Source organism: Shigella flexneri 2a str. 301 (assembly GCF_000006925.2).
GTDB lineage: Bacteria > Pseudomonadota > Gammaproteobacteria > Enterobacterales > Enterobacteriaceae > ECMA0423.
Window position 1 is genome coordinate 2,008,871 of the sequence record NC_004337.2, and the last position, 23,351, is coordinate 2,032,221.

A 23,351-nucleotide genomic window follows, 5' to 3' on the forward strand; every position below is an offset into this window, starting at 1 on the left:
AGTTCAAATAAAAGGGCTCACGATGAAAAAATTAACAGTGGCAATTTCTGCTGTAGCTGCATCAGTACTGATGGCGATGTCTGCTCAGGCAGCAGAGATTTACAATAAAGACAGTAACAAGCTGGATCTGTACGGAAAAGTTAATGCTAAGCACTACTTCTCTTCTAACGATGCAGATGATGGCGACACAACTTATGTTCGTCTGGGCTTCAAAGGCGAAACTCAAATCAACGATCAACTGACTGGTTTCGGTCAGTGGGAATATGAATTCAAAGGCAACCGTGCTGAATCTCAAGGTTCTTCCAAAGATAAAACCCGTCTTGCCTTCGCTGGCCTGAAATTCGGTGACTACGGCTCCATCGATTATGGCCGTAACTACGGTGTAGCATACGATATCGGTGCATGGACCGACGTTCTGCCAGAATTCGGTGGCGATACCTGGACCCAAACAGATGTGTTCATGACTGGTCGCACCACAGGTGTTGCAACCTATCGTAACAACGACTTCTTTGGTCTGGTTGATGGTCTGAACTTTGCTGCTCAGTATCAGGGTAAAAATGACCGCACTGACGTAACTGAAGCTAACGGTGATGGTTTCGGTTTCTCCACTACTTATGAGTATGAAGGATTCGGTGTAGGTGCAACCTATGCTAAATCTGACCGCACTAATGATCAGGTTATCTACGGTAACAACAGCCTGAATGCATCTGGTCAAAATGCTGAAGTATGGGCAGCTGGTCTGAAATATGATGCGAACAACATCTATCTGGCTACCACCTATTCTGAAACCCAGAACATGACTGTTTTTGGTAATAACCATATTGCCAACAAAGCACAAAACTTCGAAGTAGTTGCACAATATCAGTTCGACTTCGGTCTGCGTCCGTCCGTTGCTTACCTGCAATCTAAAGGAAAAGACTTGGGTGCGTGGGGTGATCAGGACCTGATTGAATATATTGATGTAGGTGCAACCTATTACTTCAACAAAAATATGTCCACTTTTGTTGATTACAAAATCAACCTGATTGATAAGAGCGATTTCACGAAAGCATCTGGCGTTGCTACCGATGATATCGTTGCTGTAGGATTGGTTTACCAGTTCTAATCTGATTACTCAAAGATATGTTGTGGGAGGCTTTGCCTCCCCAACATATAAGTGGCGCTCTCAAGCCACTTTCCTTAGAAGCACTATCTTGCTTCTGACTATATAAATTACCCTTTATTTTCTGGGACGTTTCAACGCCCCATTTTTAATAATACTCAGTGAACAATTAACGTATCAATTAGATTTAATAACAACGATATCCGTACCTAACCTGATATCTAATGTCATAAGCATCCCTTTAATTATCCCCTCAACCTCTTGTAAATTTCCCACTCTTGAGCTCCACATAGCCCAAACGCCGGATGCAAAAAAAATCACACGTGCATCTCTGAAATTGTGATGGAGGAAGTGAGTATCAATTATATGTGCTTATAAACGTTCCCGATTGGCACAGAAGTCACCGGATTGTTCAGGCTCCAATAGGTTGAGTATGTCGTATTTATTTTCCAAAATAAAAATCGATGCTGTTGCTCCTTAATAAAATACTTTTACTCTCTGGACGCTTTTCTTAGCTCTCTTGGTGTTATATTAAAACGATTATGGAACCTTTCAGTAAAACGAGAAGGACACTTGTAACCATTTTCCCTGGCAATCTCGCTGATGGGTTTTACTGTCGTTTGTATAGCAGGACAACGCATTATTTAACCTCACGTCGTCCAATATACTTTGAAAACTTATTCCCTCGCTTGCCAGACGGCGATGCAATGTGGAAACAGAAATGTAGAGATATCTCGCTACCTTGTTTGCTGTCCATTTTGTTCTAGGTTCGGATAGCATTAGGTTATAACAACGACTTATTAATGATTGTTTACTATCTGATAAAAGTAAACAATTAACATGATGTGCTCCTAATGAAAGTAGAACGCCCATTGCTAAGTGTTCCTGAATTTGCGTTGAGAAGCCTCGGGAAATAGATGTTTTTAGTTGCTCCCAACAATATATTAACTCGGGGTTCTGAGGTAAGCAGAAACCTGTCGTGTTACGAATTTGATCAGTTATCGCATAAAATTTTTGAAACTTTTCAATTAGATCAATGGGATAATAAAGCATTTCTGCAAGATAAAGACCTGCTTCTGGATAATTCACAATATAAAATTCATATCCACAGGGAAATAATATTATCTGATTATTATCAACAGTTAGACTATGCGTCTCCCAATTGATAACTTTTTTTCCCTGACGGATACGACATAAAGCTGGCATAAGAGGCTTAACCCTGTGAATCTCATGATGTTTATGCATCCGTATTTCTTCAATCTTTAGGTTAGACTTATCTCTTGCCAGCATACTCTTACCCTATTTTATCTCATAAACTGGTGTTATCTCAGCGGTTGCAATTTTATTGGCATTAAGCATATAACCAACTAACGCTCCGCTGGAATTAGAATCCACAGGAATCTTATCAGTTTTTAGAGCCCATACTTTAAACTGGTAATGATGGGGTTTATCTCCTTTGGGAGGACATGCTCCACCAAATCCTGCATAACCAAAATCATTTCGGCCTTGAACAGCACCAGTCGGAAGTTTTGTACCATCACGTCTTCCTGCATCAGTGGGCAAATATGTTACAGTTGCTGGAATATTAGCAACAGTCCAGTGCCACCATCCACTGCCTGTAGGAGCATCTGGATCATACACAGTTACGGCAAAGCTTTTGGTGCCTTCAGGAGCACCAGACCAGGTTAATGAGGGCGATGTATTACCACCTTCACACCCAAATCCAGAAAATACATGAGACGTTGTAAGTTGCTCTCCTGTTTTTATTTCATTACTAGTGACCTGAAATGCTGCGGCCTGCGCAGAAAATGTTATGAATGCCAATACACTTGAAACGATAAGTTTTTTCATAAAAACCTCATTGTTGTGACCTATCGTTATTTTATTTGATGTGCCTTGATCTCATTATGCATAAAGGCGCAATGATCGCGCAAATGCAATCATAATTATAAAGGTGCCCCGAACATTAGCCATAATATGCACAAATCAGATTCCTGTTATCTCAAGGAGAATTATTTTTTAATGCGGTGCACTTCGTGACAACAAGTTAATGACTAACACACCGGCACAAATCAACATCATGCCTATGATAGCTGGCAGGTCCAGTCGTTGACCAAAAAATCCCCAGGAAAGCAAACTAATCAGAACGATACCGACTCCTGACCAGATAGCATAAGCAATCCCTGTAGGTATATAAGCCAGCGTCTGAGCTAATAACCAGAATGATGCACAATAGCAAATAATTGTGCCAACAGAGGGCCATAACCGTGTAAACCCCTCTGAAAACTTCATTAAGGTTGTACCAATGACCTCTGCAAGTATTGCGCCACCAAGATAAATATAAGGGTTCATAGCATATTCTTTCCTGTTCATACTGGAGAGAATTGTACTACAGTTTGAACACAACTCACCGTTTTCATCCTGGTGTATGTGTATCCAAGGGGCTCTGGCGTGGCAAGAGATAAAGGCAGGAACAATAATGATCAGAAGGAACCCCAGGCTAACGAATGAGTTCACTCTTCCTGGGAGCAAAGCGAAGACAAAACATGTTATCGCGTTTACGGATCGTGGATGGCAGAAAACAACCAGGATCAGGTATCCATTTTAAACCAGAAATTGAGTGAGTTTGCCCCATCCATGCCCCACGCTGTGGGATCGGATATAATTAAACAAGCATAGTCAACAGGTTACACAACCTACACCTGCATGGACATCACTTCCTGATACGCCGCCACCAGCTTATTACGCACCTGAATCCCCATTTGCATAGAAACTGAGGCTTTTTGCATATCGGTCATCACATCGTTTAGCGCCACGCCGGGTTCACCGAGGGTGAATTTTTCTGCCTGCGTGCGGGCGACTGTTTGTGTATCGCTTATGCGATCGAGCGCGGCGTGCAGCTGCCCGGCAAAACTAATGGTCGGTTGCGGCAGTGATTCCTGCGCACGCGCACTCATCGCCGTAGCCTGTAACTGGCTGATAACCCCTTCAATCCCCTGTATCGCTGACATTTTCGTCTCCCGGATAATTTCTGGTAACAAAGCCTACCAGTAAGTCAATAAGACAAAGGCGCTAAATAGCAACAAAAAAACTGGTTTATTGGCGGATAGAAAAAACGAAAGCACAAATAATGGGAGCGTCAATTTTTCGAGTGTGCTGACCCGAGAGTGAGTCTTGTTCCACTTTGCCAATAACGCCGTCCATAATCAGCCACGAAGTGCGCGATGAATGCGACTGCAGCCCAGACAAAATCTCTTGAGTGGCTTAATCGCCTGCGTGCGAATCCGAAAATTCCATTGATTGTTACCGGTTCCGCGGCAGTGGCGGTCATGGTCGCACTGATCCTGTGGGCGAAAGCCCCCGACTACCGCACATTATTCAGCAATCTTTCCGATCAGGATGGTGGCGCAATTGTCAGCCAACTGACGCAAATGAATATTCCTTACCGCTTCAGCGAAGCCAGCGGCGCTATTGAGGTTCCGGCAGATAAAGTTCACGAACTGCGCCTGGCGCAACAAGGTTTGCCCAAAGGCGGCGCGGTCGGTTTCGAACTGCTCGATCAGGAAAAGTTTGGTATCAGCCAGTTCAGCGAACAGGTGAATTATCAGCGGGCGCTGGAAGGCGAGCTTTCTCGTACCATCGAAACTATCGGCCCGGTAAAAGGGGCGCGCGTACATCTGGCAATGCCGAAACCGTCTTTATTCGTCCGTGAACAAAAATCCCCTTCTGCATCGGTGACGGTAAATCTGTTACCCGGCCGCGCACTCGATGAAGGGCAAATTAGCGCTATTGTACATCTGGTTTCCAGCGCGGTTGCTGGTCTGCCGCCTGGAAACGTCACGCTGGTGGATCAGGGCGGGCATCTGTTAACCCAGTCCAATACCAGCGGGCGCGATCTTAATGACGCTCAGTTGAAATATGCCAGCGATGTCGAAGGCCGTATTCAGCAGCGTATTGAAGCGATCCTGTCACCTATTGTTGGTAACGGTAATATTCACGCCTAGGTCACGGCGCAACTGGACTTCGCCAGTAAAGAACAAACGGAAGAACAGTATCGCCCTAACGGTGATGAATCTCATGCGGCGCTTCGTTCACGCCAGCTTAATGAGAGCGAGCAAAGCGGTTCCGGTTATCCGGGCGGCGTACCGGGGGCGTTGTCGAATCAACCGGCACCTGCGAATAACGCGCCAATCAGCACGCCTCCGACAAATCAAAATAACCGCCAGCAGCAGGCGAGCACCACCAGCAATAGTGGGCCGCGTAGCACACAGCGGAATGAAACCAGTAACTACGAAGTCGATCGCACCATTCGTCATACCAAAATGAACGTGGGCGATGTGCAACGTCTGTCAGTCGCGGTAGTGGTGAATTACAAAACCTTGCCAGACGGTAAACCATTGCCTCTCAGCAACGAACAGATGAAGCAAATTGAAGCTCTGACCCGCGAGGCGATGGGCTTTTCTGAAAAACGCGGTGATTCGCTCAATGTTGTTAACTCGCCGTTCAATAGCAGTGACGAAAGCGGCGGAGCACTGCCGTTTTGGCAACAGCAAGTGTTTATCGATCAGTTGCTGGCTGCCGGTCGCTGGTTGCTGGTTGCTGGTACTGCTGGTGGCGTGGTTGCTGTGGCGGAAAGCGGTACGCCCGCAGCTAACACGTCGCGCCGAGGCGGTGAAGACTGTGCAGCAACAGGCGCAGGCCCGCGAGGAAGTGGAAGATGCGGTGGAAGTCCGTCTGAGCAAAGACGAACAACTCCAACAACGGCGCGCTAACCAACGACTGGGGGCAGAAGTCATGAGCCAGCGTATCCGTGAAATGTCTGATAACGATCCGCGCGTGGTGGCGCTGGTCATTCGCCAGTGGATAAATAACGATCATGAGTAACCTGACAGGCACCGATAAAAGCGTCATCCTGCTGATGACCATTGGCGAAGACCGGGCGGCAGAGGTGTTCAAGCACCTCTCCCAGCGCGAAGTGCAAACCCTGAGCGCTGCAATGGCGAACGTCACGCAGATCTCCAACAAGCAGCTAACCGATGTGCTGGCGGAGTTTGAGCAAGAAGCTGAACAGTTTGCTGCACTGAATATCAACGCCAACGATTATCTGCGTTCGGTATTGGTCAAAGCTCTGGGTGAAGAACGTGCCGCCAGCCTGCTGGAAGATATTCTCGAAACCCGCGATACCGCCAGCGGTATTGAAACGCTCAACTTTATGGAGCCGCAGAGCGCCGCCGATCTGATTCGCGATGAGCATCCGCAAATTATCGCCACCATTCTGGTGCATCTGAGGCGCGCCCAGGCCGCCGATATTCTGGCGTTGTTCGATGAACGTCTGCGCCACGACGTGATGTTGCGTATCGCCACCTTTGGCGGCGTGCAGCCAGCCGCGCTGGCCGAACTGACCGAAGTACTGAATGGCTTGCTCGACGGTCAGAATCTCAAGCGCAGCAAAATGGGCGGCGTGAGAACGGCAGCCGAAATTATCAACCTGATGAAAACGCAGCAGGAAGAAGCCGTTATTACCGCCGTGCGTGAATTCGACGGCGAGCTGGCGCAGAAAATCATCGACGAGATGTTCCTGTTCGAGAATCTGGTGGATGTCGATGATCGCAGCATTCAGCGTCTGTTGCAGGAAGTGGATTCCGAATCGCTGCTGATCGCGCTGAAAGGGGCCGAGCAGCCACTGCGCGAGAAATTCCTGCGCAATATGTCGCAGCGTGCCGCCGATATTCTGCGCGACGATCTCGCCAAGCGTGGTCCGGTGCGTCTGTCGCAGGTCGAAAACGAACAGAAAGCGATTCTGCTGATTGTGCGCCGTCTTGCCGAAACTGGCGAGATGGTGATTGGCAGCGGCGAGGATACCTATGTCTGATAATCTGCCGTGGAAAACCTGGACGCCGGACGATCTCGCGCCACCACCGGCAGAGTTTGTGCCAATGGTCGAGTCGGAAGAAACCATTATTGAAGAGGCCGAACCCAGCCTTGAGCAGCAACTGGCGCAACTGCAAATGCAGGCCCACGAGCAGGGTTATCAGGCGGGGATTGCCGAAGGTCGCCAGCAAGGTCACGAACAGGGCTATCAGGAAGGACTGGCCCAGGGGCTGGAACAAGGTCTGGCAGAGGCGAAGGCTCAACAAGCGCCAATTCATGCCCGGATGCAGCAACTGGTCAGCGAATTTCAAACTACCCTTGATGCGCTTGATAGTGTGATAGCTTCGCGCCTGATGCAGATGGCGCTGGAGGCAGCACGTCAGGTGATCGGTCAGACACCAACGGTGGATAACTCGGCACTGATCAAACAGATCCAACAGTTGTTGCAGCAAGAACCGTTATTCAGCGGGAAACCACAGCTGCGCGTACACCCGGATGATCTGCAACGTGTGGATGATATGCTCGGCGCAACTTTAAGTTTGCATGGCTGGCGCTTGCGGGGCGATCCCACCCTCCACCCTGGCGGATGTAAAGTCTCCGCCGATGAAGGCGATCTCGACGCCAGTGTCGCCACTCGCTGGCAAGAACTCTGCCGTCTGGCAGCACCAGGAGTGGTGTAATGACCACGCGCCTGACTCGCTGGCTAACCACGCTGGATAACTTTGAAGCCAAAATGGCGCAGTTGCCTGCGGTACGTCGCTACGGGCGATTAACCCGCGCTACCGGGCTGGTGCTGGAAGCCACCGGATTACAATTGCCGCTCGGCGCAACCTGTGTCATTGAGCGCCAGAACGGCAGCGAAACGCACGAAGTAGAAAGCGAAGTCGTTGGCTTTAACGGTCAACGGCTGTTTTTAATGCCGCTGGAGGAAGTGGAAGGTGTCCTGCCCGGCGCGCGTGTATATGCCAAAAACATTTCGGCAGAAGGGCTGCAAAGCGGCAAGCAGTTGCCGCTCGGTCCGGCGTTATTAGGTCGTGTTCTGGACGGTAGCGGTAAACCGCTCGATGGCCTGCCCTTCCCCGATACGACGGAAACCGGTGCGCTGATTACCCCGCCATTTAACCCGTTGCAACGTACACCGATTGAACATGTGCTGGACACCGGCGTGCGCCCAATCAATGCCCTGCTTACCGTCGGACGCGGGCAGCGTATGGGGCTGTTTGCCGGGTCGGGCGTTGGTAAAAGTGTGCTGCTGGGGATGATGGCACGCTACACCCGCGCCGATGTCATTGTCGTGGGTTTGATTGGTGAACGTGGGCGCGAAGTAAAAGATTTTATTGAGAATATCCTCGGTGCCGAAGGACGTGCACGCTCAGTGGTGATTGCCGCTCCGGCGGATGTTTCTCCGCTCCTGCGAATGCAAGGTGCCGCCTATGCCACGCGCATTGCCGAAGATTTTCGCGATCGTGGTCAGCATGTGTTGCTGATTATGGACTCCCTCACCCGCTACGCGATGGCCCAGCGTGAAATTGCGCTGGCGATTGGCGAACCACCTGCCACTAAAGGTTATCCACCGTCGGTGTTTGCCAAATTACCGGCACTGGTCGAGCGTGCCGGTAATGGCATTAGCGGCGGCGGCTCGATTACCGCGTTTTATACCGTGCTCACCGAAGGCGATGACCAGCAGGACCCCATTGCTGACTCCGCGCGGGCAATCCTCGACGGTCACATTGTGCTGTCTCGCCGACTGGCGGAAGCCGGGCACTATCCGGCTATCGATATTGAAGCGTCGATCAGTCGCGCAATGACGGCGTTGATCAGTGAGCAACATTACGCGCGAGTGCGCACCTTCAAACAGCTGTTGTCGAGTTTTCAGCGTAACCGCGATCTGGTTAGCGTCGGCGCGTATGCCAAAGGCAGCGATCCGATGCTCGATAAAGCCATCGCCCTGTGGCCGCAGCTGGAGGGCTATTTGCAACAAGGCATTTTTGAACGCGCGGACTGGGAAGCGTCTCTCCAGGGGCTGGAGCGTATTTTCCCGACAGTGTCATAACCCAGGAGATAACGGCAGATGGCGGAAGAACAGCTCAAAATGTTGATCGATTATCAGAATGAATATCGCAATAACCTCAATAGCGATATGAGTGCCGGGATGACCAGCAACCGCTGGATCAACTATCAGCAGTTTATCCAGACGCTGGAAAAAGCCATTACTCAGCATCGCCAGCAACTTAATCAGTGGACGCAGAAAGTTGACATTGCCCTGAACAGCTGGCGAGAAAAGAAACAACGTTTGCAGGCCTGGCAGACACTGCAGGAACGGCAATCCACGGCGGCACTGCTTGCAGAAAACCGCCTCGATCAGAAAAAGATGGATGAGTTCGCCCAGCGCGCCGCCATGAGGAAACCTGAATGATTCGCTTAGCGCCCTTGATTACCGCCGACGTTGACACCACCACATTGCCTGGCGGCAAAGCCAGCGATGCTGCACAAGATTTTCTCACGTTGTTGAGCGAAGCATTAGCAGGCGAGACAACAACTGACAAAGCGGCCCCCCAGTTGCTGGTAGCAACAGATAAGCCCACGACAAAAGGCGAGCCGCTGGTCAGCGATATTCTTGCCGATGCGCAACAAGCGGATTTACTGATCCCTGTGGATGAAACACTTCCTGTCATCAACGACGAACAATCCACATCAACACCGTTAACCACCGCTCAGACGATGACGTTGGCTGCGGTGGCTGACAAAAATACGACAAAAGACGAAAAAGCGGATGATCTTAATGAAGACGTCACCGCAAGTCTGAGCGCCCTTTTTGCGATGTTGCCGGGTTTTGACAATACGCCCAAAGTGACTGATGCACCGTCAACCGTGTTACCGGCAGAGAAACCAACGCTCTTCACAAAACTGACTTCTGCGCAACTCACTACAGCACAGCCTGATGACGCCCCCGGCACACCAGCTCAGCCATTAACACCGCTGGTAGCAGAAGCCCAGAGTAAAGCGGAAGTCATCAGCACGCCTTCGCCGGTGACCGCTGACGCCAGCCCGCTAATCACTCCACACCAGACACAGCCACTGCCCACCGTCGCCGCGCCTGTTTTGAGTGCACCGCTGGGTTCTCACGAATGGCAACAATCATTGAGCCAGCATATTTCGCTGTTCACCCGCCAGGGGCAACAAAGTGCAGAGTTGCGTCTGCACCCACAGGATTTAGGTGAAGTGCAAATTTCCCTCAAAGTGGATGATAACCAGGCGCAGATCCAGATGATTTCACCGCATCAGCACGTACGCGCCGCCCTGGAAGCAGCGCTGCCGGTACTGCGTACGCAGCTGGCCGAAAGTGGCATTCAGTTAGGGCAAAGCAACATTAGTGGCGAAAGCTTTAGTGGTCAGCAGCAGGCCGCTTCCCAGCAACAGCAAAGCCAACGCACAGCAAACCATGAACCTCTGGCGGGGGAAGACGACGATACGCTTCCGGTTCCCGTCTCTTTACAAGGGCGTGTAACAGGTAACAGCGGCGTTGATATTTTCGCCTAACGTCAGAGGTAGCACCGTAATCCGCGTCTTTTCCCCGCTTTGTTGCGCTCAAGACGCAGGATAATTAGCCGATAAGCAGTAGCGACACAGGAAGACCGCAACACATGACTGATTACGCGATAAGCAAGAAAAGCAAGCGATCGCTTTGGATCCCGATTCTGGTATTCATTACCCTCGCGGCCTGTGCCAGCGCAGGTTACAGCTACTGGCATTCGCATCAGGTTGCCGCTGACGACAAAGCGCAGCAACGCGTCGTGCCCTCCCCGGTCTTCTATGCGCTGGATACCTTTACGGTCAATTTGGGCGATGCGGATCGCGTGCTTTATATCGGCATAACCCTGCGACTGAAAGATGAAGCAACCCGCTCGCGGCTGAGTGAGTATTTGCCGGAAGTCCGTAGTCGCTTGCTGTTACTGTTTTCACGTCAGGATGCTGCCGTACTGGCGACAGAAGAAGGCAAGAAAAACCTGATTGCCGAGATTAAAACCACACTTTCCACCCCGCTTGTTGCCGGGCAACCGAAACAGGATGTCACCGACGTGCTGTATACCGCTTTTATTCTGCGATAACGACATGGGCGATAGTATTCTTTCTCAAGCTGAAATTGATGCGCTGTTGAATGGTGACAGCGAAGTCAAAGACGAACCGACAGCCAGTATTAGCGGCGAAAGTGACATTCGTCCGTACGATCCGAATACCCAACGACGGGTTGTGCGCGAACGTTTGCAGGCGCTGGAAATCATTAATGAGCGCTTTGCCCGCCATTTTCGTATGGGGCTGTTCAACCTGCTGCGCCGTAGCCCGGACATTACCGTCGGGGCCATCCGCATTCAGCCGTACCATGAATTTGCCCGCAACCTGCCGGTGCCGACCAACCTGAACCTAATCCACCTGAAACCGCTACGCGGCACAGGGCTGGTAGTGTTCTCGCCGAGTCTGGTGTTTATCGCCGTGGATAACCTGTTTGGCGGCGATGGACGCTTCCCGACCAAAGTGGAAGGTCGCGAGTTTACCCATACTGAACAGCGCGTCATCAACCGTATGTTGAAGCTGGCGCTGGAAGGCTATAGCGACGCCTGGAAAGCGATTAATCCGCTGGAAGTTGAGTACGTGCGTTCGGAAATGCAGGTGGAATTTACCAATATCACCACCTCGCCGAACGACATTGTGGTTAACACGCCGTTCCATGTGGAGATTGGCAACCTGACCGGCGAATTTAATATCTGCCTGCCATTCAGCATGATCGAGCCGCTACGGGAATTGTTGGTTAACCCGCCGCTGGAAAACTCGCGTAATGAAGATCAGAACTGGCGCGATAACCTGGTGCGCCAGGTGCAGCATTCACAGCTGGAACTGGTGGCCAACTTTGCCGATATCTCGCTACGCCTGTCGCAGATTTTAAAACTGAAACCCGGCGACGTCCTGCCGATAGAAAAACCCGATCGCATCATCGCCCATGTTGACGGCGTCCCGGTTCTGACCAGTCAGTACGGTACTCTCAACGGTCAGTATGCGTTACGGATAGAACATTTGATTAACCCGATTTTAAATTCTCTGAACGAGGAACAGCCCAAATGAGTGACATGAATAATCCGGCCGATGACAACAACGGCGCAATGGACGATCTGTGGGCTGAAGCGTTGAGCGAGCAAAAATCAACCAGCGAAAAAAGCGCTGCCGACGCGGTGTTCCAGCAATTTGGCGGTGGTGATGTCAGCGGAACGTTGCAGGATATCGACCTGATTATGGATATTCCGGTCAAGCTGACCGTCGAGCTGGGCCGTACGCGGATGACCATCAAAGAGCTGTTGCGTCTGACGCAAGGGTCAGTCGTGGCGCTGGACGGTCTGGCGGGCGAACCGCTGGATATTCTGATCAACGGTTATTTAATCGCCCAGGGCGAAGTGGTGGTTGTTGCCGATAAATATGGCGTGCGGATCACCGATATCATTACCCCGTCCGAGCGGATGCGCCGCCTGAGCCGTTAGTGATGAATAACCATGCTACTGTGCAATCTTCCGCGCCGGTTTCTGCTGAGCCACTGCTGCAGGTGAGCGGCGCACTCATCGCCATTATTGCCCTGATCCTCGCTGCTGCCTGGCTGGTAAAACGGCTGGGATTTGCCCCTAAACGCACTGGCGTTAACGGTCTGAAAATTAGCGCCAGTGCTTCGCTGGGCGCGCGTGAACGGGTCGTGGTGGTCGATGTGGAAGATGCACGGCTGGTGCTCGGCGTTACCGCAGGGCAAATCAATCTGCTGCATAAACTTCCCCCTTCAGCACCAACGGAAGAGATACCGCAGACCGATTTTCAGTCGGTCATGAAAAATTTGCTTAAGCGTGGCGGGAGATCCTGATGCGTCGTTTGTTTTCTGTCGCACCGGTCCTTCTCTGGCTGATTACGCCCCTCGCCTTCGCGCAACTGCCGGGTATCACCAGCCAGCCGCTACCTGGCGGTGGACAAAGCTGGTCGCTCCCGGTGCAGACGCTGGTGTTCATCACCTCGTTGACGTTCATTCCAGCGATTTTACTGATGATGACCAGTTTCACCCGCATCATTATTGTTTTTGGTTTATTGCGTAACGCGCTGGGAACGCCCTCCGCGCCACCTAACCAGGTATTGCTGGGGCTGGCACTGTTTTTGACCTTTTTTATTATGTCGCCAGTGATCGACAAAATTTATGTCGATGCGTACCAGCCATTCAGCGAAGAGAAAATCTCAATGCAGGAGGCGCTGGAAAAAGGGGCGCAGCCGCTGCGTGAGTTTATGCTGCGTCAGACCCGCGAGGCAGATTTAGGGTTGTTTGCCAGACTGGCGAATACCGGCCCGTTGCAGGGGCCTGAAGCTGTGCCGATGCGCATTTTGCTCCCGGCCTACGTGACCAGCGAGTTGAAAACCGCATTTCAGATAGGCTTCACGATTTTCATCCCTTTTTTGATTATCGACCTGGTGATTGCCAGCGTGTTGATGGCATTGGGGATGATGATGGTTCCCCCCGCCACCATTGCTCTGCCCTTTAAACTGATGCTGTTTGTACTGGTGGATGGCTGGCAATTGCTGGTCGGTTCGCTGGCGCAGAGCTTTTACAGCTAGAGAGGCAAAATGACACCTGAATCGGTCATGATGATGGGAACTGAAGCGATGAAAGTCGCGCTGGCACTGGCAGCCCCGCTGTTGCTGGTAGCGCTGGTCACGGGCCTTATCATCAGTATTTTGCAGGCAGCCACGCAGATTAACGAAATGACGCTGTCGTTTATTCCGAAAATCATCGCCGTATTTATCGCCATCATTATTGCCGGACCGTGGATGCTCAATCTGTTGCTGGATTACGTCCGCACCTTGTTCACTAACCTGCCGTATATCATCGGGTAGCCCGTACAATGATGCAGGAGACAAGCGATCAATGGCTTTCCTGGTTAAGCCTGTACTTCTGGCCGTTACTGCGCGTGCTGGCGCTCATTTCTACCGCGCCAATTCTGAGCGAACGCAGCGTGCCGAAACGGGTAAAACTGGGTCTGGCAATGATGATCACGTTCGCCATTGCCCCATCATTACCTGCCAACGATGTTCCTGTTTTTTCGTTCTTTGCTCTGTGGCTGGCCGTACAGCAGATCCTGATCGGCATTGCGCTTGGTTTTACCATGCAATTTGCCTTTGCCGCTGTGCGAACCGCTGGCGAAATTATCGGTCTGCAAATGGGGCTGTCATTTGCGACATTTGTCGATCCTGGCAGCCATCTCAATATGCCCGTTTTAGCGCGCATCATGGATATGCTGGCATTACTGCTGTTCCTGACATTTAACGGTCATTTATGGTTGATTTCACTGCTGGTCGATACCTTTCACACCCTGCCGATTGGTAGCGAACCGTTGAACAGCAATGCGTTTCTGGCACCCACCAAAGCAGGGAGTTTGATTTTCCTTAACGGGCTGATGCTGGCGTTACCGCTCATTACTCTGTTGCTGACCCTGAATCTGGCATTAGGTTTACTGAATCGTATGGCCCCGCAATTATCCATTTTTGTTATTGGATTTCCATTAACTCTGACTGTCGGCATCTCTTTAATGGCGGCATTAATGCCGTTAATTGCGCCTTTTTGCGAACATTTATTCAGTGAAATTTTTAATTTGCTGGCTGATATTATTAGTGAATTACCATTAATATAATTCCGTAACGTTTATCATGCTACCCTAAGGATTATCCGAAAAATAATATCTGCGAACATCTTCCAGGATACTCCTGTAGCGAAATATTTGTTTTAAGCTCACTCACATATCGCAACATTTACTTTAAGACAATTCCAGGCAAATTATACAACACTTTACGGGATAGTAAGTCCGCCTGAAAAATTGCGAGAGTGGCGCATTAGGTGACCCATGTTGTTCCGTTTAGTCATGATGAAATATTCAGGTAAGGGGAATTATCGTTACGCATTGAGTGAGGGTATGCCATGTCAACGATTATTATGGATTTATGTAGTTACACCCGACTAGGTTTAACCGGGTATCTGTTGAGTAGAGGGGTTAAAAAAAGAGAAATCAACGACATTGAAACCGTTGATGACCTTGCCATAGCTTGTGATTCACAGCGTCCTTCAGTGGTGTTTATTAATGAGGACTGTTTCATCCACGATGCTTCTAACAGTCAGCGCATCAAGCACATCATTAATCAACATCCCAATACGTTATTTATCGTTTTTATGGCAATTGCCAATGTTCATTTTGATGAATATCTATTGGTCAGAAAAAATTTATTGATCAGTTCTAAATCGATTAAACCGGAATCTCTCGACGATATCCTTGGCGATATTCTGAAAAAAGAGACAACGATAACCTCGTTTTTAAATATGCCGACGTTATCATTGAGCCGAACCGAATCGAGTATGTTGCGAATGTGGATGGCAGGTCAGGGAACCATTCAAATCTCCGACCAAATGAATATCAAAGCCAAGACCGTTTCATCGCATAAAGGTAATATTAAACGTAAGATCAAAACGCATAATAAACAGGTTATCTACCATGTCGTCCGACTGACGGATAATGTGACTAATGGTATTTTTGTCAACATGCGCTAACACATTCTGACTGGTGGTTTCCCACCAGTCAGGCTGAATAAGATTACTCTGCTTTCTCAACAAAGATACCGTCCTGATGCCCTGCTTCATTAAAGAACCAGATGCCGAGCGGGTAGTCTTCCAGCGCAACCAGGTACATTGTGCCTTCACTAAACTCCTCAACTGCCAGTACCACTCCAGGACGACGCGGACCGCCATCCGTTTTGACTGTTACCCGATCATTCACCTTCATCGTTTTCCTCCTGTGGCTTTGTGCCAGTGTAGAACAATTTCGTTTTTCTGGCAGCGCCAAGCGCGCGCGAGTGCTGATTTTCTCGACGGTCTATACTTAAGAGATGCCAGGCGGACTTAACGACTGGCGGCAACAACAGAGTAACGGTTGCGAGGAAAGATGATGAAAACCGCAAAAGTGTACAGCGATACCGCAAAACGTGAGGTCAGCGTCGATGTCGATGCCCTGCTGGCGGCGATCAATGAAATTAGCGAAAGCGAAGTTCATCGCAGCCAGAACGATTCTGAACACGTTAGCGTCGATGGACGTGAATATCATACATGGCGTGAATTGGCGGATGCCTTCGAACTGGATATTCATGACTTCAGCGTCTCTGAAGTGAATCGTTGAATGCACAATAAAAAAATCCCGACCCTGAGGGTGTCGGGATGAAACTTGCTTAAGCAAGAAGCACTTAAAAAATTCGTTACACCAGGAAATCTGATGTGTTCATCACCTTATCTGCAATTTTTTTCGCTGACAAGAAAATATTCGCGCTATGAATGATTAACGCTACTTATGAATAGAAATGTGACGCGCGTCACCCCTTGGTGGCTCTGGTGTCAACGGGATCGCTCCCGAAAAAATCATCTTTGATTATTTGTGCTGTTTTGAGAATCATCCTGGTAAGGGGAGTACTGCGCGACCATGTTTTCAATTCAACAACCACTACTGGTTTTTAGCGATCTTGATGGCACCCTGCTGGACAGTCATAGTTATGACTGGCAACCGGCAGCCCCCTGGCTCAGCCGTTTACACGAAGCCAATATTCCCGTCATTCTCTGTAGCAGTAAAACTTTAGCGGAAATGCTGTACTTGCAAAAAATGTTGGGGCTACAAGGCTTACCGCTGATTGCAGAGAATGGCGCAGTGATCCAGCTTGCTGAACAATGGCAGGATATAGACGGTTTTCCACGCATCATCTCAGGTATTAGCCATGGCGAAATCTGCCAGGTTTTAAATACGCTACGCGAGAAAGAACATTTTAAATTCACGACTTTTGATGATGTCGACGATGCAACCATTGCCGAATGGACGGGATTAAGCCGTAGCTAGGCGGCGCTGACGCAGCTGCATGAGGCGTCGGTAACGCTAATCTGGCGCGACAGTGACGAGCGTATGGCACAATTTATCGCTCGTCTGAACGAACTGGGCTTGCAGTTTATGCAGGGTGCGCGCTTCTGGCACGTACTGGATGCCTCTGCCGGAAAAGATCAGGCTGCCAACTGGATTATCGCGACCTATCAACAATTGTCAGGCAGACGCCCAACCACACTTGGCCTGGGCGATGGGCCAAACGATGCGCCTTTACTGGAGGTAATGGATTACGCGGTGATTGTGAAAGGGCTAAACCGTGAAGGGGTACATCTGCATGATGAGGATCCGGCCCGCGTCTGGCGAACGCAGCGTGAAGGACCGGAAGGCTGGCGTGAAGGGCTGGACCATTTTTTCTCCGCCCGTTAAGCGTTATCGCTCGCGAATACCCGATTGCGCCCGGCCTGTTTTGCGAGGTAAAGCCGACGGTCGGCCAATGACTGGAGTTGTTCAAAATCATAATCACCGGTTTCCTCGCTGCTACTTACCCCCAGCGAGGCACTGATGCGTATCGTTGTACTCTTGGCGATCAGCATCTCTTTTTCATTTAACTTCAGGCGAATACGTTCTGCGACCTCCGCAGCCTGCGTCAGATTCGCGCCTGGCAGAATCACACAAAACTCCTCACCACCGACCCGCCCGGCAACGTCCTGCGCACGCAAGGAACTGCTAATTAATCCGGCAGCATGAGAAAGAACACGGTCGCCCGCCTGATGACCAAAGCGGTCATTAATCGCTTTAAAATGGTCAAGATCGACCTGAATGACAGAAAAAGGATGTTGGTGCGTCTGACACAATTTAGCGAGCGGACGGGCTTTTTCGAACAGTGCGCCACGGTTATATAAACGCGTTAAGGTGTCGTGCCACGCCTGCCACTGCAACGAGCTTTGCAGAACATACATGTTGCTGACCATCCGGCGAATCACATACCAGGAGAGGAGTAACATGGTGGTAAAGAGCGCCCACAGCAGGGTTAATGCAATGCTGATACTGCCGAAATCGCCGCGCACGCCTTCGCTTAGCGTATGGACGCGCGCCAGCACACCGTCGAAATGGTCCAGACGTTCCCAGCTAACATAGCGACTGTCCATACGAATGCCGCCCCGCGTGTCATGTTCCATTGCCTGCGCCAGCAAGGCCAGTTCACGAGGATCAAAAATATTCCCTGTTGGATGGTCAGGATTGGAAGAGGTCAAAAATCTCAGCTTACTGTCATAGAGCTGATACTCACCATCGAGGTTTTTATCGATGGCGTTTCTTAAAAATTGCTGCATAGTACGCACGGGAATACTCATCCCCAGCACGCCATACCAGTAGTTATTACTGTCTACCGGAACACTGACGGTAACCTGCGGTTCAGTATTGCTGGCGTGTTCCGGTTGCGAAGTGAACCAGCGTACCGCGCGGTGACGATTTTCTCGTTGCGAATGGCCGATAAACCAGGGTTGGGTGACATAGCCGTAATAACGCGTTGGTACATTGCGCGTAAACAAGGTCGGCTGCGTCGAAACGTAAAATCCAGCACGCGAGACATACATCGCCTGTTCAACCATCGACGAGGAGTTGTGCGCCAGTCGCAGCAAGTAACCAACTTCCAGTGCAGCGGTAATTTCATTGTCGAGGCTTTCATTTTCGCGAGACAGGAAATTCCCCTCGCTGACTAATGCATCCGATACGCCATTGACTGGCAGGGTGCGCCGTCGGTTGAGTTCGATTTGCCAGGCGTGCTCGTCGCGATGCTGTTCGAACTCGGTTACGGCATTACGCAGAGAGGTGAAATCCAGTGGCGCCACGAGAGCTTCGCGCATGCCATTACGCAAAAAGATCAGTTTGTCGACGTTATACTGCAAATGCTTATCGAGCGCGTTGGCTACGTTTTCCAGATGATTACGCTAGCTGGAGATATAGGCATCTTCCAGCACCACCACTTCACGCCAGGTGAGCAAGGTGGAAAAAAGCAATACCACGATAAAGCAGAGATTAACGACATGACCGGGCCCCAGGCGGCGTGCGAGTTTTTTCAACCAGCTCTGGTTTTCCATTTTTGTCTCGTGCTGCACCCTGACGACTCCCAACCTGCTTTTTTATGATTCTGGCATAACCCGGCAATAGCGTACCGCAAAACAGCGATAATTTTATAATGGTGGCATGATAAGACGCGACTATCATTCATTGCAGGCATTGGGACACCAGGCCGGATGTGATCCGGCCTGGTGTTAATGATACCCTTTCAAACTTCTTCCGCAGAACGACTCCCCTCCCCCGGAACAAGATCGGTTTCATGAAAAGCTTCCCGCTTGACCCCGTAACCGTCATACCAACGACACTCAACCATACCGCTGGAGTATCCAGTGACAATCATCCGCGGGCCGCCCTCTTTAACCGTAACTTCCTCACTAACCATAAAGCTCATACTCGCCTCCTTTTTTCGAGTGAAACTTGTTCACCTTAGTTGAAGATGGCGAATTTTGCATAATAGCCAGTGCGAGTATTAATGTGCCTGACCGCGCATTTTCGCTACTGCTTTCACTCCCAGCACCACGATGCCGCCGATGATAAATCCAAGAATCAGATTTAAAACAGTCGGTAATATCATCGCCACCACTGCACTTTGCTGCCCGGCGATATGTTCAATAGCGTGATGCAGCGGCGCAATACCATGTACCACAATCCCGCCGCCGACGAGGAACATCGCCAGCGTGCCGACAATCGATAATGCTTTCATCAGCCAAGGCGCGATAATCAATAACCCTTTACCTAATGCCTGCATCAGCGCGCTAGATTTTTCCGCCAGCCAATACCCTAGGTCATCAATCTTAACGATAACCCCTACCAGACCGTAGACGCCCACGGTCACTACCAGCGCGATGCCTGAAAGCACCAGCACCTGATTAAGCAACGGCGCCTCTGCCACAATCCCCAGCGTGATGGCGACGATTTCCGCAGACAAAATAAAATCGGTACGAATCGCCCCTTTAATTTTGTCCTTTTCAAACTTCAGCGGATCCTGCGCCGCCAGCTTCTCCAGACGCTGCTGGCTCTGCGCTGGATCTTCTTTATGTTTACGCGCCTCCAGCATATGCAGCACTTTCTCTACCCCTTCAAAGCAGAGAAACGCGCCACCAATCATCAACAGTGGCGTAATCGCCCACGGGATAAACGCACTGATGATCAGCGCCAGCGGCACCAGAATCACTTTATTGATCAGCGATCCTTTCGCCACGCCCCAGACCACGGGAAGTTCCCGGTTGGCCCGCACGCCTGAAACTTGTTGCGCATTGAGCGATAAATCATCCCCTAATACACCGGCGGTTTTCTTCGCCGCCAGTTTGCCCATCACAGAGATATCGTCCAGCAGTGTGGCGATATCATCGAGCAACGTCAGTAAACTACTCCCGGCCAAAAGCATTCCCTCTCATTTTTATTGTTGAAGGGTGTAAGTATGAAGCAAAAACGGCAGCTCTGATACTTGCTTCACAGGTCAACATTTATTTAACAATCAAGTGCAATTATATCTCTCGCCAGCAGAATGATTTTCACGTTTACTATGAACCACCTTTTTATTTCCGCCGTGAGGGATTATGCGTTTCCGCCAGTTGTTACCGCTTTTTGGCGCGCTGTTTGCGTTGTATATCATTTGGGGCTCAACCTATTTTGTCATTCGGATTGGCGTGGGAAGCTGGCCTCCGTTAATGATGGCGGGCGTTCGATTCCAGGCAGCCGGTATTTTATTGCTGGCATTTTTGCTACTGCGCGGACACAAACTTCCCCCGCTACGTCCGCTGCTCAATGCCGCGCTGATTGGCCTGTTATTGCTGGCTGTCGGTAATGGCATGGTGACGGTTGCCGAACATCAAAATGTTCCTTCCGGCATCGCCGCCGTAGTGATTGCAACCGTGCCCCTCTTTACCCTGTGCTTCAGTCGCCTGTTTGGCATTAAAACGCGCAAACTGGAATGGGTGGGTATTGCCATTGGGCTTGCCGGAATCATCATGCTCAATAGCGGTGGAAATTTAAGCGGCAATCCGTGGGGCGCGATTCTGATTTTAATCGGCTCGATTAGCTGGGCGTTTGGCTCAGTTTATGGCTCGCGCATTACCTTACCTGTAGGGATGATGGCGGGTGCGATTGAGATGCTGGCGGCAGGCGTGGTGTTAATGATCGCATCGATGATTGCGGGTGAAAAACTGACGGCGCTCCCTTCCCTGTCAGGCTTCCTTGCGGTCGGCTATCTGGCGCTGTTTGGTTCGATTATCGCCATTAACGCTTATATGTATTTAATCCGTAATGTCAGTCCGGCTCTCGCCACCAGCTACGCCTACGTTAACCCGGTGGTCGCGGTCTTGCTGGGTACGGGACTGGGTGGCGAAACGCTGTCGAAGATTGAATGGCTGGCGCTCGGCGTAATTGTTTTCGCGGTGGTACTGGTCACGTTGGGAAAATATCTCTTCCCGGCCAAACCCGTTGTCGCGCCAGTTATTCAGGATGCATCAAGCGAGTAAATGAATCCCCTGCGTGTCGATCTGCGCGCTGGCACCTTCGCCGCAGATCCACTCTTCCAGACGCTCGGTAAGCGCCGCATCCGTCAGCTTCTCGCGCCTACGTAACGCACACTCCCAGACAATCAGTACGCGCCAGCCGAGCTCCTGCAAGCGACTGATATCGCGGCGATCGCGTTCAACATTTTTACCTATCTTCTCCAGCCAGAACTCAGTTCGAGTCGCAGGCACTTTAAACAGATAGCAGTGATGATGATGCCAGAAGCAGCCGTGGGTAAATATCACGCAGCGATATTCATCAACGACAAAATCCGGGCGTCCGGGCAGACTGGCGTCCTGAACGCGAAACGCAAGGCCCTGCCCGGTTAACAAACTGGCGAGGCGCTTCTCAATCGCCGTATCACGCGTGGCAATCGCGCGCATATTTTTGCTGCGGGTGGCCTTATCGTGAACGTCGACCATGTTGTGCCTCTTGCTGACGCAACGCCACCGCCTGTTTGATTTTTGGCTCAAGCAGTTTTGCCACCGCGGCAAAGACCGGCACGACCACCGAGTTGCCGAACTGGCGATAGGCCTGAGTGTCCGAAACCGGAATGCGGAATTTCGCTTCTCCCGGCGCTTCAAAACCCATTAAGCGCGCGCATTCACGAGGCGTTAACCGACGTGGACGATGTTGCTGATTCAGCGGATCGTCAAAGTCTTTCTCACCCGTGGCCATATCCCAACCGCGATCGATTAAAATTTCCGCGCCATCTTTGTAATAACGAGCAGACAGCGTACGGGTGACGCTTTGCGGATTGTTCGGATAAACCATTCCATAACCGAAGCCGTTACCGCGCGCCTGATGTTTTTTCGCATATCGATAGAGGTACTTCCACAGCACCGGCGTCAGGATATATTTCGCCTCAACCATCGGGTCCAGCAGCTGCGCCAGCGTCACTCGCTGTGCAGGGAAACATTCGCTGATATCACGCAGAGTAAAATCGGCTTTCAGATTCAGATCGCGACGAAAACCCACCAGCACGATGCGTTCACGGTGCTGCGGCAGGAAATGTTTACCATCGATGATTTTCGGATCGTCCGGCCCGTTATCTTCTGCATCGGCAACGTCATAGCCCAGTTCGTCCAGCGTCTGCATGATGATGCGGAACGTTTTTCCCTTATCGTGACTCTTCAGGTTTTTGACGTTTTCGAGCACAAACATCGCCGGACGACGCGCGTCGATAATGCGCACCACATCAAAGAACAGCGTGCCCTGGGTATCGCAGGCAAAACCGTGCGCCCGCCCGAGCGAGTTCTTTTTCGATACGCCAGCCAGCGAAAATGGCTGACAAGGGAAACCGGCCAGTAAAACATCGTGTTCAGGAATGTGTTGACGAATATGTTCCGCCGCCGCCTCATCACTCACGCCTTCTTGATGACTGAGGGTGATGTCGCGGATATCTTCATTAAAATGATGCGTCGCCGGGTCGCAATAATGGTTGGCTTTATAAGTGCGTACCGCATGTTTGTTCCATTCGCTGGTAAACACGCACTGTCCACCAATCGATTCAAAACCACGACGGATGCCGCCAATTCCGGCAAATAGATCGATAAAGCGAAACGCATAATGCGGATGATGTTCCGGTGGTTTGGGTAACAACGTTTGCAGATGGGCAAACTCTTTCTCACTTAAACGGTGCCATGCCGAGTCATTCGCCAGCGCACGTTTTAAAATTGCCGCGCTCCAGTGATTCTCACCCACACCATTAAGCTGCGCCACCAGCATTTTAACATCATAAATTTGCAGCAGTTTCTCCAGCATTGCCTGTGCGGCATTCCCGGTGCTGTATGAATCGGTTACTGATATATTTTCCTGCATAGATTTAACCGGCCATCTGAGATGGCCGACAGGTTAAC

The 23,351-nt window shown here is 50.6% G+C and carries 26 protein-coding genes, 1 other RNA gene, 2 pseudogenes and 3 other annotated features; of the genes and pseudogenes, 18 read left to right on the plus strand and 11 right to left on the minus strand.

Going from position 1 to position 23,351, the window contains the following annotated elements; translation table 11 throughout:
• Nucleotides 1-22: 22 nt before the first annotated feature.
• Complete coding sequence (nmpC, locus tag SF1977) at nt 23-1,105, plus strand: porin (RefSeq protein ID NP_707819.1); 1,083 nt, start codon at nt 23-25, stop codon at nt 1,103-1,105.
• Between the two features lie 549 nt (nt 1,106-1,654).
• On the opposite strand, the gene SF1978 is transcribed toward nmpC, so the two are convergent.
• The 4 genes from SF1978 to fliE form a co-directional block, all read right to left on the minus strand.
• Nucleotides 1,655-2,392, minus strand: a complete 738-nt coding sequence (locus tag SF1978; RefSeq protein ID NP_707820.1) for a regulator — start codon at nt 2,390-2,392, stop codon at nt 1,655-1,657.
• A 9-nt stretch (nt 2,393-2,401) separates the two neighbouring features.
• Nucleotides 2,402-2,953, minus strand: coding sequence for a kinase inhibitor (ybcL, locus tag SF1979; protein NP_707821.1), 552 nt, complete (start codon nt 2,951-2,953; stop codon nt 2,402-2,404).
• A gap of 168 nt (nt 2,954-3,121) precedes the next feature.
• Nucleotides 3,122-3,454 carry a multidrug efflux protein gene (emrE, locus tag SF1980; RefSeq protein ID NP_707822.1) on the minus strand — a complete coding sequence of 111 codons (333 nt, stop codon included), beginning with the start codon at nt 3,452-3,454 and terminating at the stop codon, nt 3,122-3,124.
• A 196-nt stretch (nt 3,455-3,650) separates the two neighbouring features.
• Nucleotides 3,651-3,879: a sequence feature (Similar to Escherichia coli K12 conserved hypothetical protein gi: 1788246 (93 aa). BLAST with identity of 94% in 76 aa. This CDS has been truncated. The sequence has been checked and is believed to be correct.), on the plus strand.
• The gene (fliE, locus tag SF1982; RefSeq protein ID NP_707823.2) at nt 3,799-4,113 is read right to left on the minus strand and encodes a flagellar hook-basal body protein FliE; all 315 of its coding nucleotides are present in this window, start codon (nt 4,111-4,113) and stop codon (nt 3,799-3,801) included. It overlaps the preceding feature by 81 nt.
• A gap of 213 nt (nt 4,114-4,326) precedes the next feature.
• Nucleotides 4,327-5,986: a sequence feature (Similar to Escherichia coli K12 flagellar biosynthesis; basal-body MS(membrane and supramembrane)-ring and collar protein gi: 1788248 (553 aa). BLAST with identity of 96% in 553 aa. This CDS contains an in-frame stop codon. The sequence has been checked and is believed to be correct.), on the plus strand.
• Here fliE and fliF point away from each other — a divergent pair.
• The 14 genes and pseudogenes from fliF (at nt 4,327) to rcsA (ending at nt 15,587) form a co-directional block, all read left to right on the plus strand.
• Nucleotides 4,327-5,986: pseudogene (gene fliF / locus SF1983) on the plus strand. It overlaps the preceding feature by 1,660 nt.
• The gene (fliG, locus tag SF1984; protein NP_707824.2) at nt 5,979-6,974 is read left to right on the plus strand and encodes a flagellar motor switch protein G; all 996 of its coding nucleotides are present in this window, start codon (nt 5,979-5,981) and stop codon (nt 6,972-6,974) included. Before fliF ends, fliG begins: the two are co-directional and overlap by 8 nt.
• Nucleotides 6,967-7,653 carry a flagellar assembly protein H gene (gene fliH, locus SF1985; RefSeq protein ID NP_707825.2) on the plus strand — a complete coding sequence of 229 codons (687 nt, stop codon included), beginning with the start codon at nt 6,967-6,969 and terminating at the stop codon, nt 7,651-7,653. The genes fliG and fliH overlap by 8 nt, the downstream gene beginning before the upstream one ends.
• A complete protein-coding gene (gene fliI / locus SF1986; protein ID NP_707826.1) occupies nt 7,653-9,026 on the plus strand; it encodes a flagellum-specific ATP synthase in 1,374 nt (457 codons plus the stop codon). The genes fliH and fliI overlap by 1 nt, the downstream gene beginning before the upstream one ends.
• An 18-nt stretch (nt 9,027-9,044) precedes the next feature.
• Nucleotides 9,045-9,389, plus strand: a complete 345-nt coding sequence (fliJ, locus tag SF1987) for a flagellar biosynthesis chaperone FliJ (RefSeq protein ID NP_707827.1) — start codon at nt 9,045-9,047, stop codon at nt 9,387-9,389.
• Nucleotides 9,386-10,513 (plus strand): flagellar hook-length control protein, encoded by a 1,128-nt coding sequence (gene fliK, locus SF1988; protein ID NP_707828.1) that lies wholly within the window; start codon nt 9,386-9,388, stop codon nt 10,511-10,513. Before fliJ ends, fliK begins: the two co-directional genes overlap by 4 nt.
• A 104-nt stretch (nt 10,514-10,617) precedes the next feature.
• Nucleotides 10,618-11,082, plus strand: coding sequence for a flagellar basal body protein FliL (gene fliL, locus SF1989; RefSeq protein ID NP_707829.1), 465 nt, complete (start codon nt 10,618-10,620; stop codon nt 11,080-11,082).
• A 4-nt stretch (nt 11,083-11,086) separates the two neighbouring features.
• On the plus strand, nt 11,087-12,091 hold the full coding sequence (fliM, locus tag SF1990; RefSeq protein ID NP_707830.2) for a flagellar motor switch protein FliM: 1,005 nt from the start codon (nt 11,087-11,089) through the stop codon (nt 12,089-12,091).
• Nucleotides 12,088-12,501 carry a flagellar motor switch protein FliN gene (gene fliN, locus SF1991; protein NP_707831.1) on the plus strand — a complete coding sequence of 138 codons (414 nt, stop codon included), beginning with the start codon at nt 12,088-12,090 and terminating at the stop codon, nt 12,499-12,501. The genes fliM and fliN overlap by 4 nt, the downstream gene beginning before the upstream one ends.
• Nucleotides 12,502-12,563: 62 nt before the next feature.
• A complete protein-coding gene (fliO, locus tag SF1992) occupies nt 12,564-12,869 on the plus strand; it encodes a flagellar protein FliO (RefSeq protein ID NP_707832.3) in 306 nt (101 codons plus the stop codon).
• 122 nt (nt 12,870-12,991) lie between these two features.
• Nucleotides 12,992-13,606 carry a flagellar biosynthesis protein FliP gene (gene fliP, locus SF1993; RefSeq protein NP_707833.3) on the plus strand — a complete coding sequence of 205 codons (615 nt, stop codon included), beginning with the start codon at nt 12,992-12,994 and terminating at the stop codon, nt 13,604-13,606.
• A 9-nt stretch (nt 13,607-13,615) separates the two neighbouring features.
• Nucleotides 13,616-13,885 carry a flagellar biosynthesis protein FliQ gene (gene fliQ / locus SF1994; protein NP_707834.1) on the plus strand — a complete coding sequence of 90 codons (270 nt, stop codon included), beginning with the start codon at nt 13,616-13,618 and terminating at the stop codon, nt 13,883-13,885.
• Nucleotides 13,886-13,893: 8 nt separating this feature from the next.
• Nucleotides 13,894-14,679 (plus strand): flagellar biosynthesis protein FliR, encoded by a 786-nt coding sequence (gene fliR / locus SF1995; protein NP_707835.2) that lies wholly within the window; start codon nt 13,894-13,896, stop codon nt 14,677-14,679.
• A 284-nt stretch (nt 14,680-14,963) separates the two neighbouring features.
• Complete coding sequence (rcsA, locus tag SF1996) at nt 14,964-15,587, plus strand: colanic acid capsular biosynthesis activation protein A (protein ID NP_707836.1); 624 nt, start codon at nt 14,964-14,966, stop codon at nt 15,585-15,587.
• 43 nt (nt 15,588-15,630) lie between these two features.
• On the opposite strand, the gene dsrB is transcribed toward rcsA, so the two are convergent.
• The gene (gene dsrB / locus SF1997) at nt 15,631-15,819 is read right to left on the minus strand and encodes a hypothetical protein (protein NP_707837.2); all 189 of its coding nucleotides are present in this window, start codon (nt 15,817-15,819) and stop codon (nt 15,631-15,633) included.
• Between the two features lie 162 nt (nt 15,820-15,981).
• On the opposite strand from dsrB, the gene SF1998 reads away from it, so the two are divergent.
• Nucleotides 15,982-16,209 (plus strand): hypothetical protein, encoded by a 228-nt coding sequence (locus SF1998; protein ID NP_707838.2) that lies wholly within the window; start codon nt 15,982-15,984, stop codon nt 16,207-16,209.
• A 13-nt stretch (nt 16,210-16,222) separates the two neighbouring features.
• Here SF1998 and dsrA read toward each other — a convergent pair.
• An RNA gene (dsrA, locus tag SF4555) (anti-sense RNA silencer of rcsA gene) lies at nt 16,223-16,309 on the minus strand.
• Nucleotides 16,310-16,506: 197 nt separating this feature from the next.
• Nucleotides 16,507-17,322 (plus strand) — a sequence feature (Similar to Escherichia coli K12 conserved hypothetical protein gi: 1788265 (272 aa). BLAST with identity of 96% in 272 aa. This CDS contains an in-frame stop codon. The sequence has been checked and is believed to be correct.).
• On the opposite strand from dsrA, the pseudogene SF1999 reads away from it, so the two are divergent.
• Nucleotides 16,507-17,322, plus strand: a pseudogene (locus tag SF1999). It overlaps the preceding feature by 816 nt.
• Here SF1999 and yedQ read toward each other — a convergent pair.
• The 3 genes from yedQ to yedI form a co-directional block, all read right to left on the minus strand.
• Nucleotides 17,319-18,803: a diguanylate cyclase YedQ gene (yedQ, locus tag SF2000; RefSeq protein NP_707839.1), complete on the minus strand. Its 1,485-nt coding sequence runs from the start codon at nt 18,801-18,803 to the stop codon at nt 17,319-17,321. The pseudogene SF1999 and the gene yedQ sit on opposite strands and share 4 nt — an antisense overlap.
• Nucleotides 18,804-19,183: 380 nt before the next feature.
• Nucleotides 19,184-19,366 carry a hypothetical protein gene (locus SF2001; protein NP_707840.1) on the minus strand — a complete coding sequence of 61 codons (183 nt, stop codon included), beginning with the start codon at nt 19,364-19,366 and terminating at the stop codon, nt 19,184-19,186.
• Nucleotides 19,367-19,444: 78 nt separating this feature from the next.
• Complete coding sequence (gene yedI, locus SF2002) at nt 19,445-20,362, minus strand: hypothetical protein (RefSeq protein ID NP_707841.1); 918 nt, start codon at nt 20,360-20,362, stop codon at nt 19,445-19,447.
• 172 nt (nt 20,363-20,534) lie between these two features.
• Here yedI and yedA point away from each other — a divergent pair, with 172 nt between their 5' ends.
• Nucleotides 20,535-21,455, plus strand: a complete 921-nt coding sequence (yedA, locus tag SF2003) for a DMT superfamily transporter inner membrane protein (RefSeq protein NP_707842.1) — start codon at nt 20,535-20,537, stop codon at nt 21,453-21,455.
• On the opposite strand, the gene vsr is transcribed toward yedA, so the two are convergent.
• Both vsr and dcm read right to left on the minus strand, forming a co-directional pair.
• Nucleotides 21,444-21,914 carry a DNA mismatch endonuclease gene (gene vsr, locus SF2004; RefSeq protein ID NP_707843.1) on the minus strand — a complete coding sequence of 157 codons (471 nt, stop codon included), beginning with the start codon at nt 21,912-21,914 and terminating at the stop codon, nt 21,444-21,446. The two genes, yedA and vsr, sit on opposite strands and share 12 nt — an antisense overlap.
• Nucleotides 21,895-23,313, minus strand: coding sequence for a DNA cytosine methylase (dcm, locus tag SF2005; RefSeq protein NP_707844.1), 1,419 nt, complete (start codon nt 23,311-23,313; stop codon nt 21,895-21,897). The genes vsr and dcm overlap by 20 nt, the downstream gene beginning before the upstream one ends.
• Between the last annotated feature and the right edge of the window lie 38 nt (nt 23,314-23,351).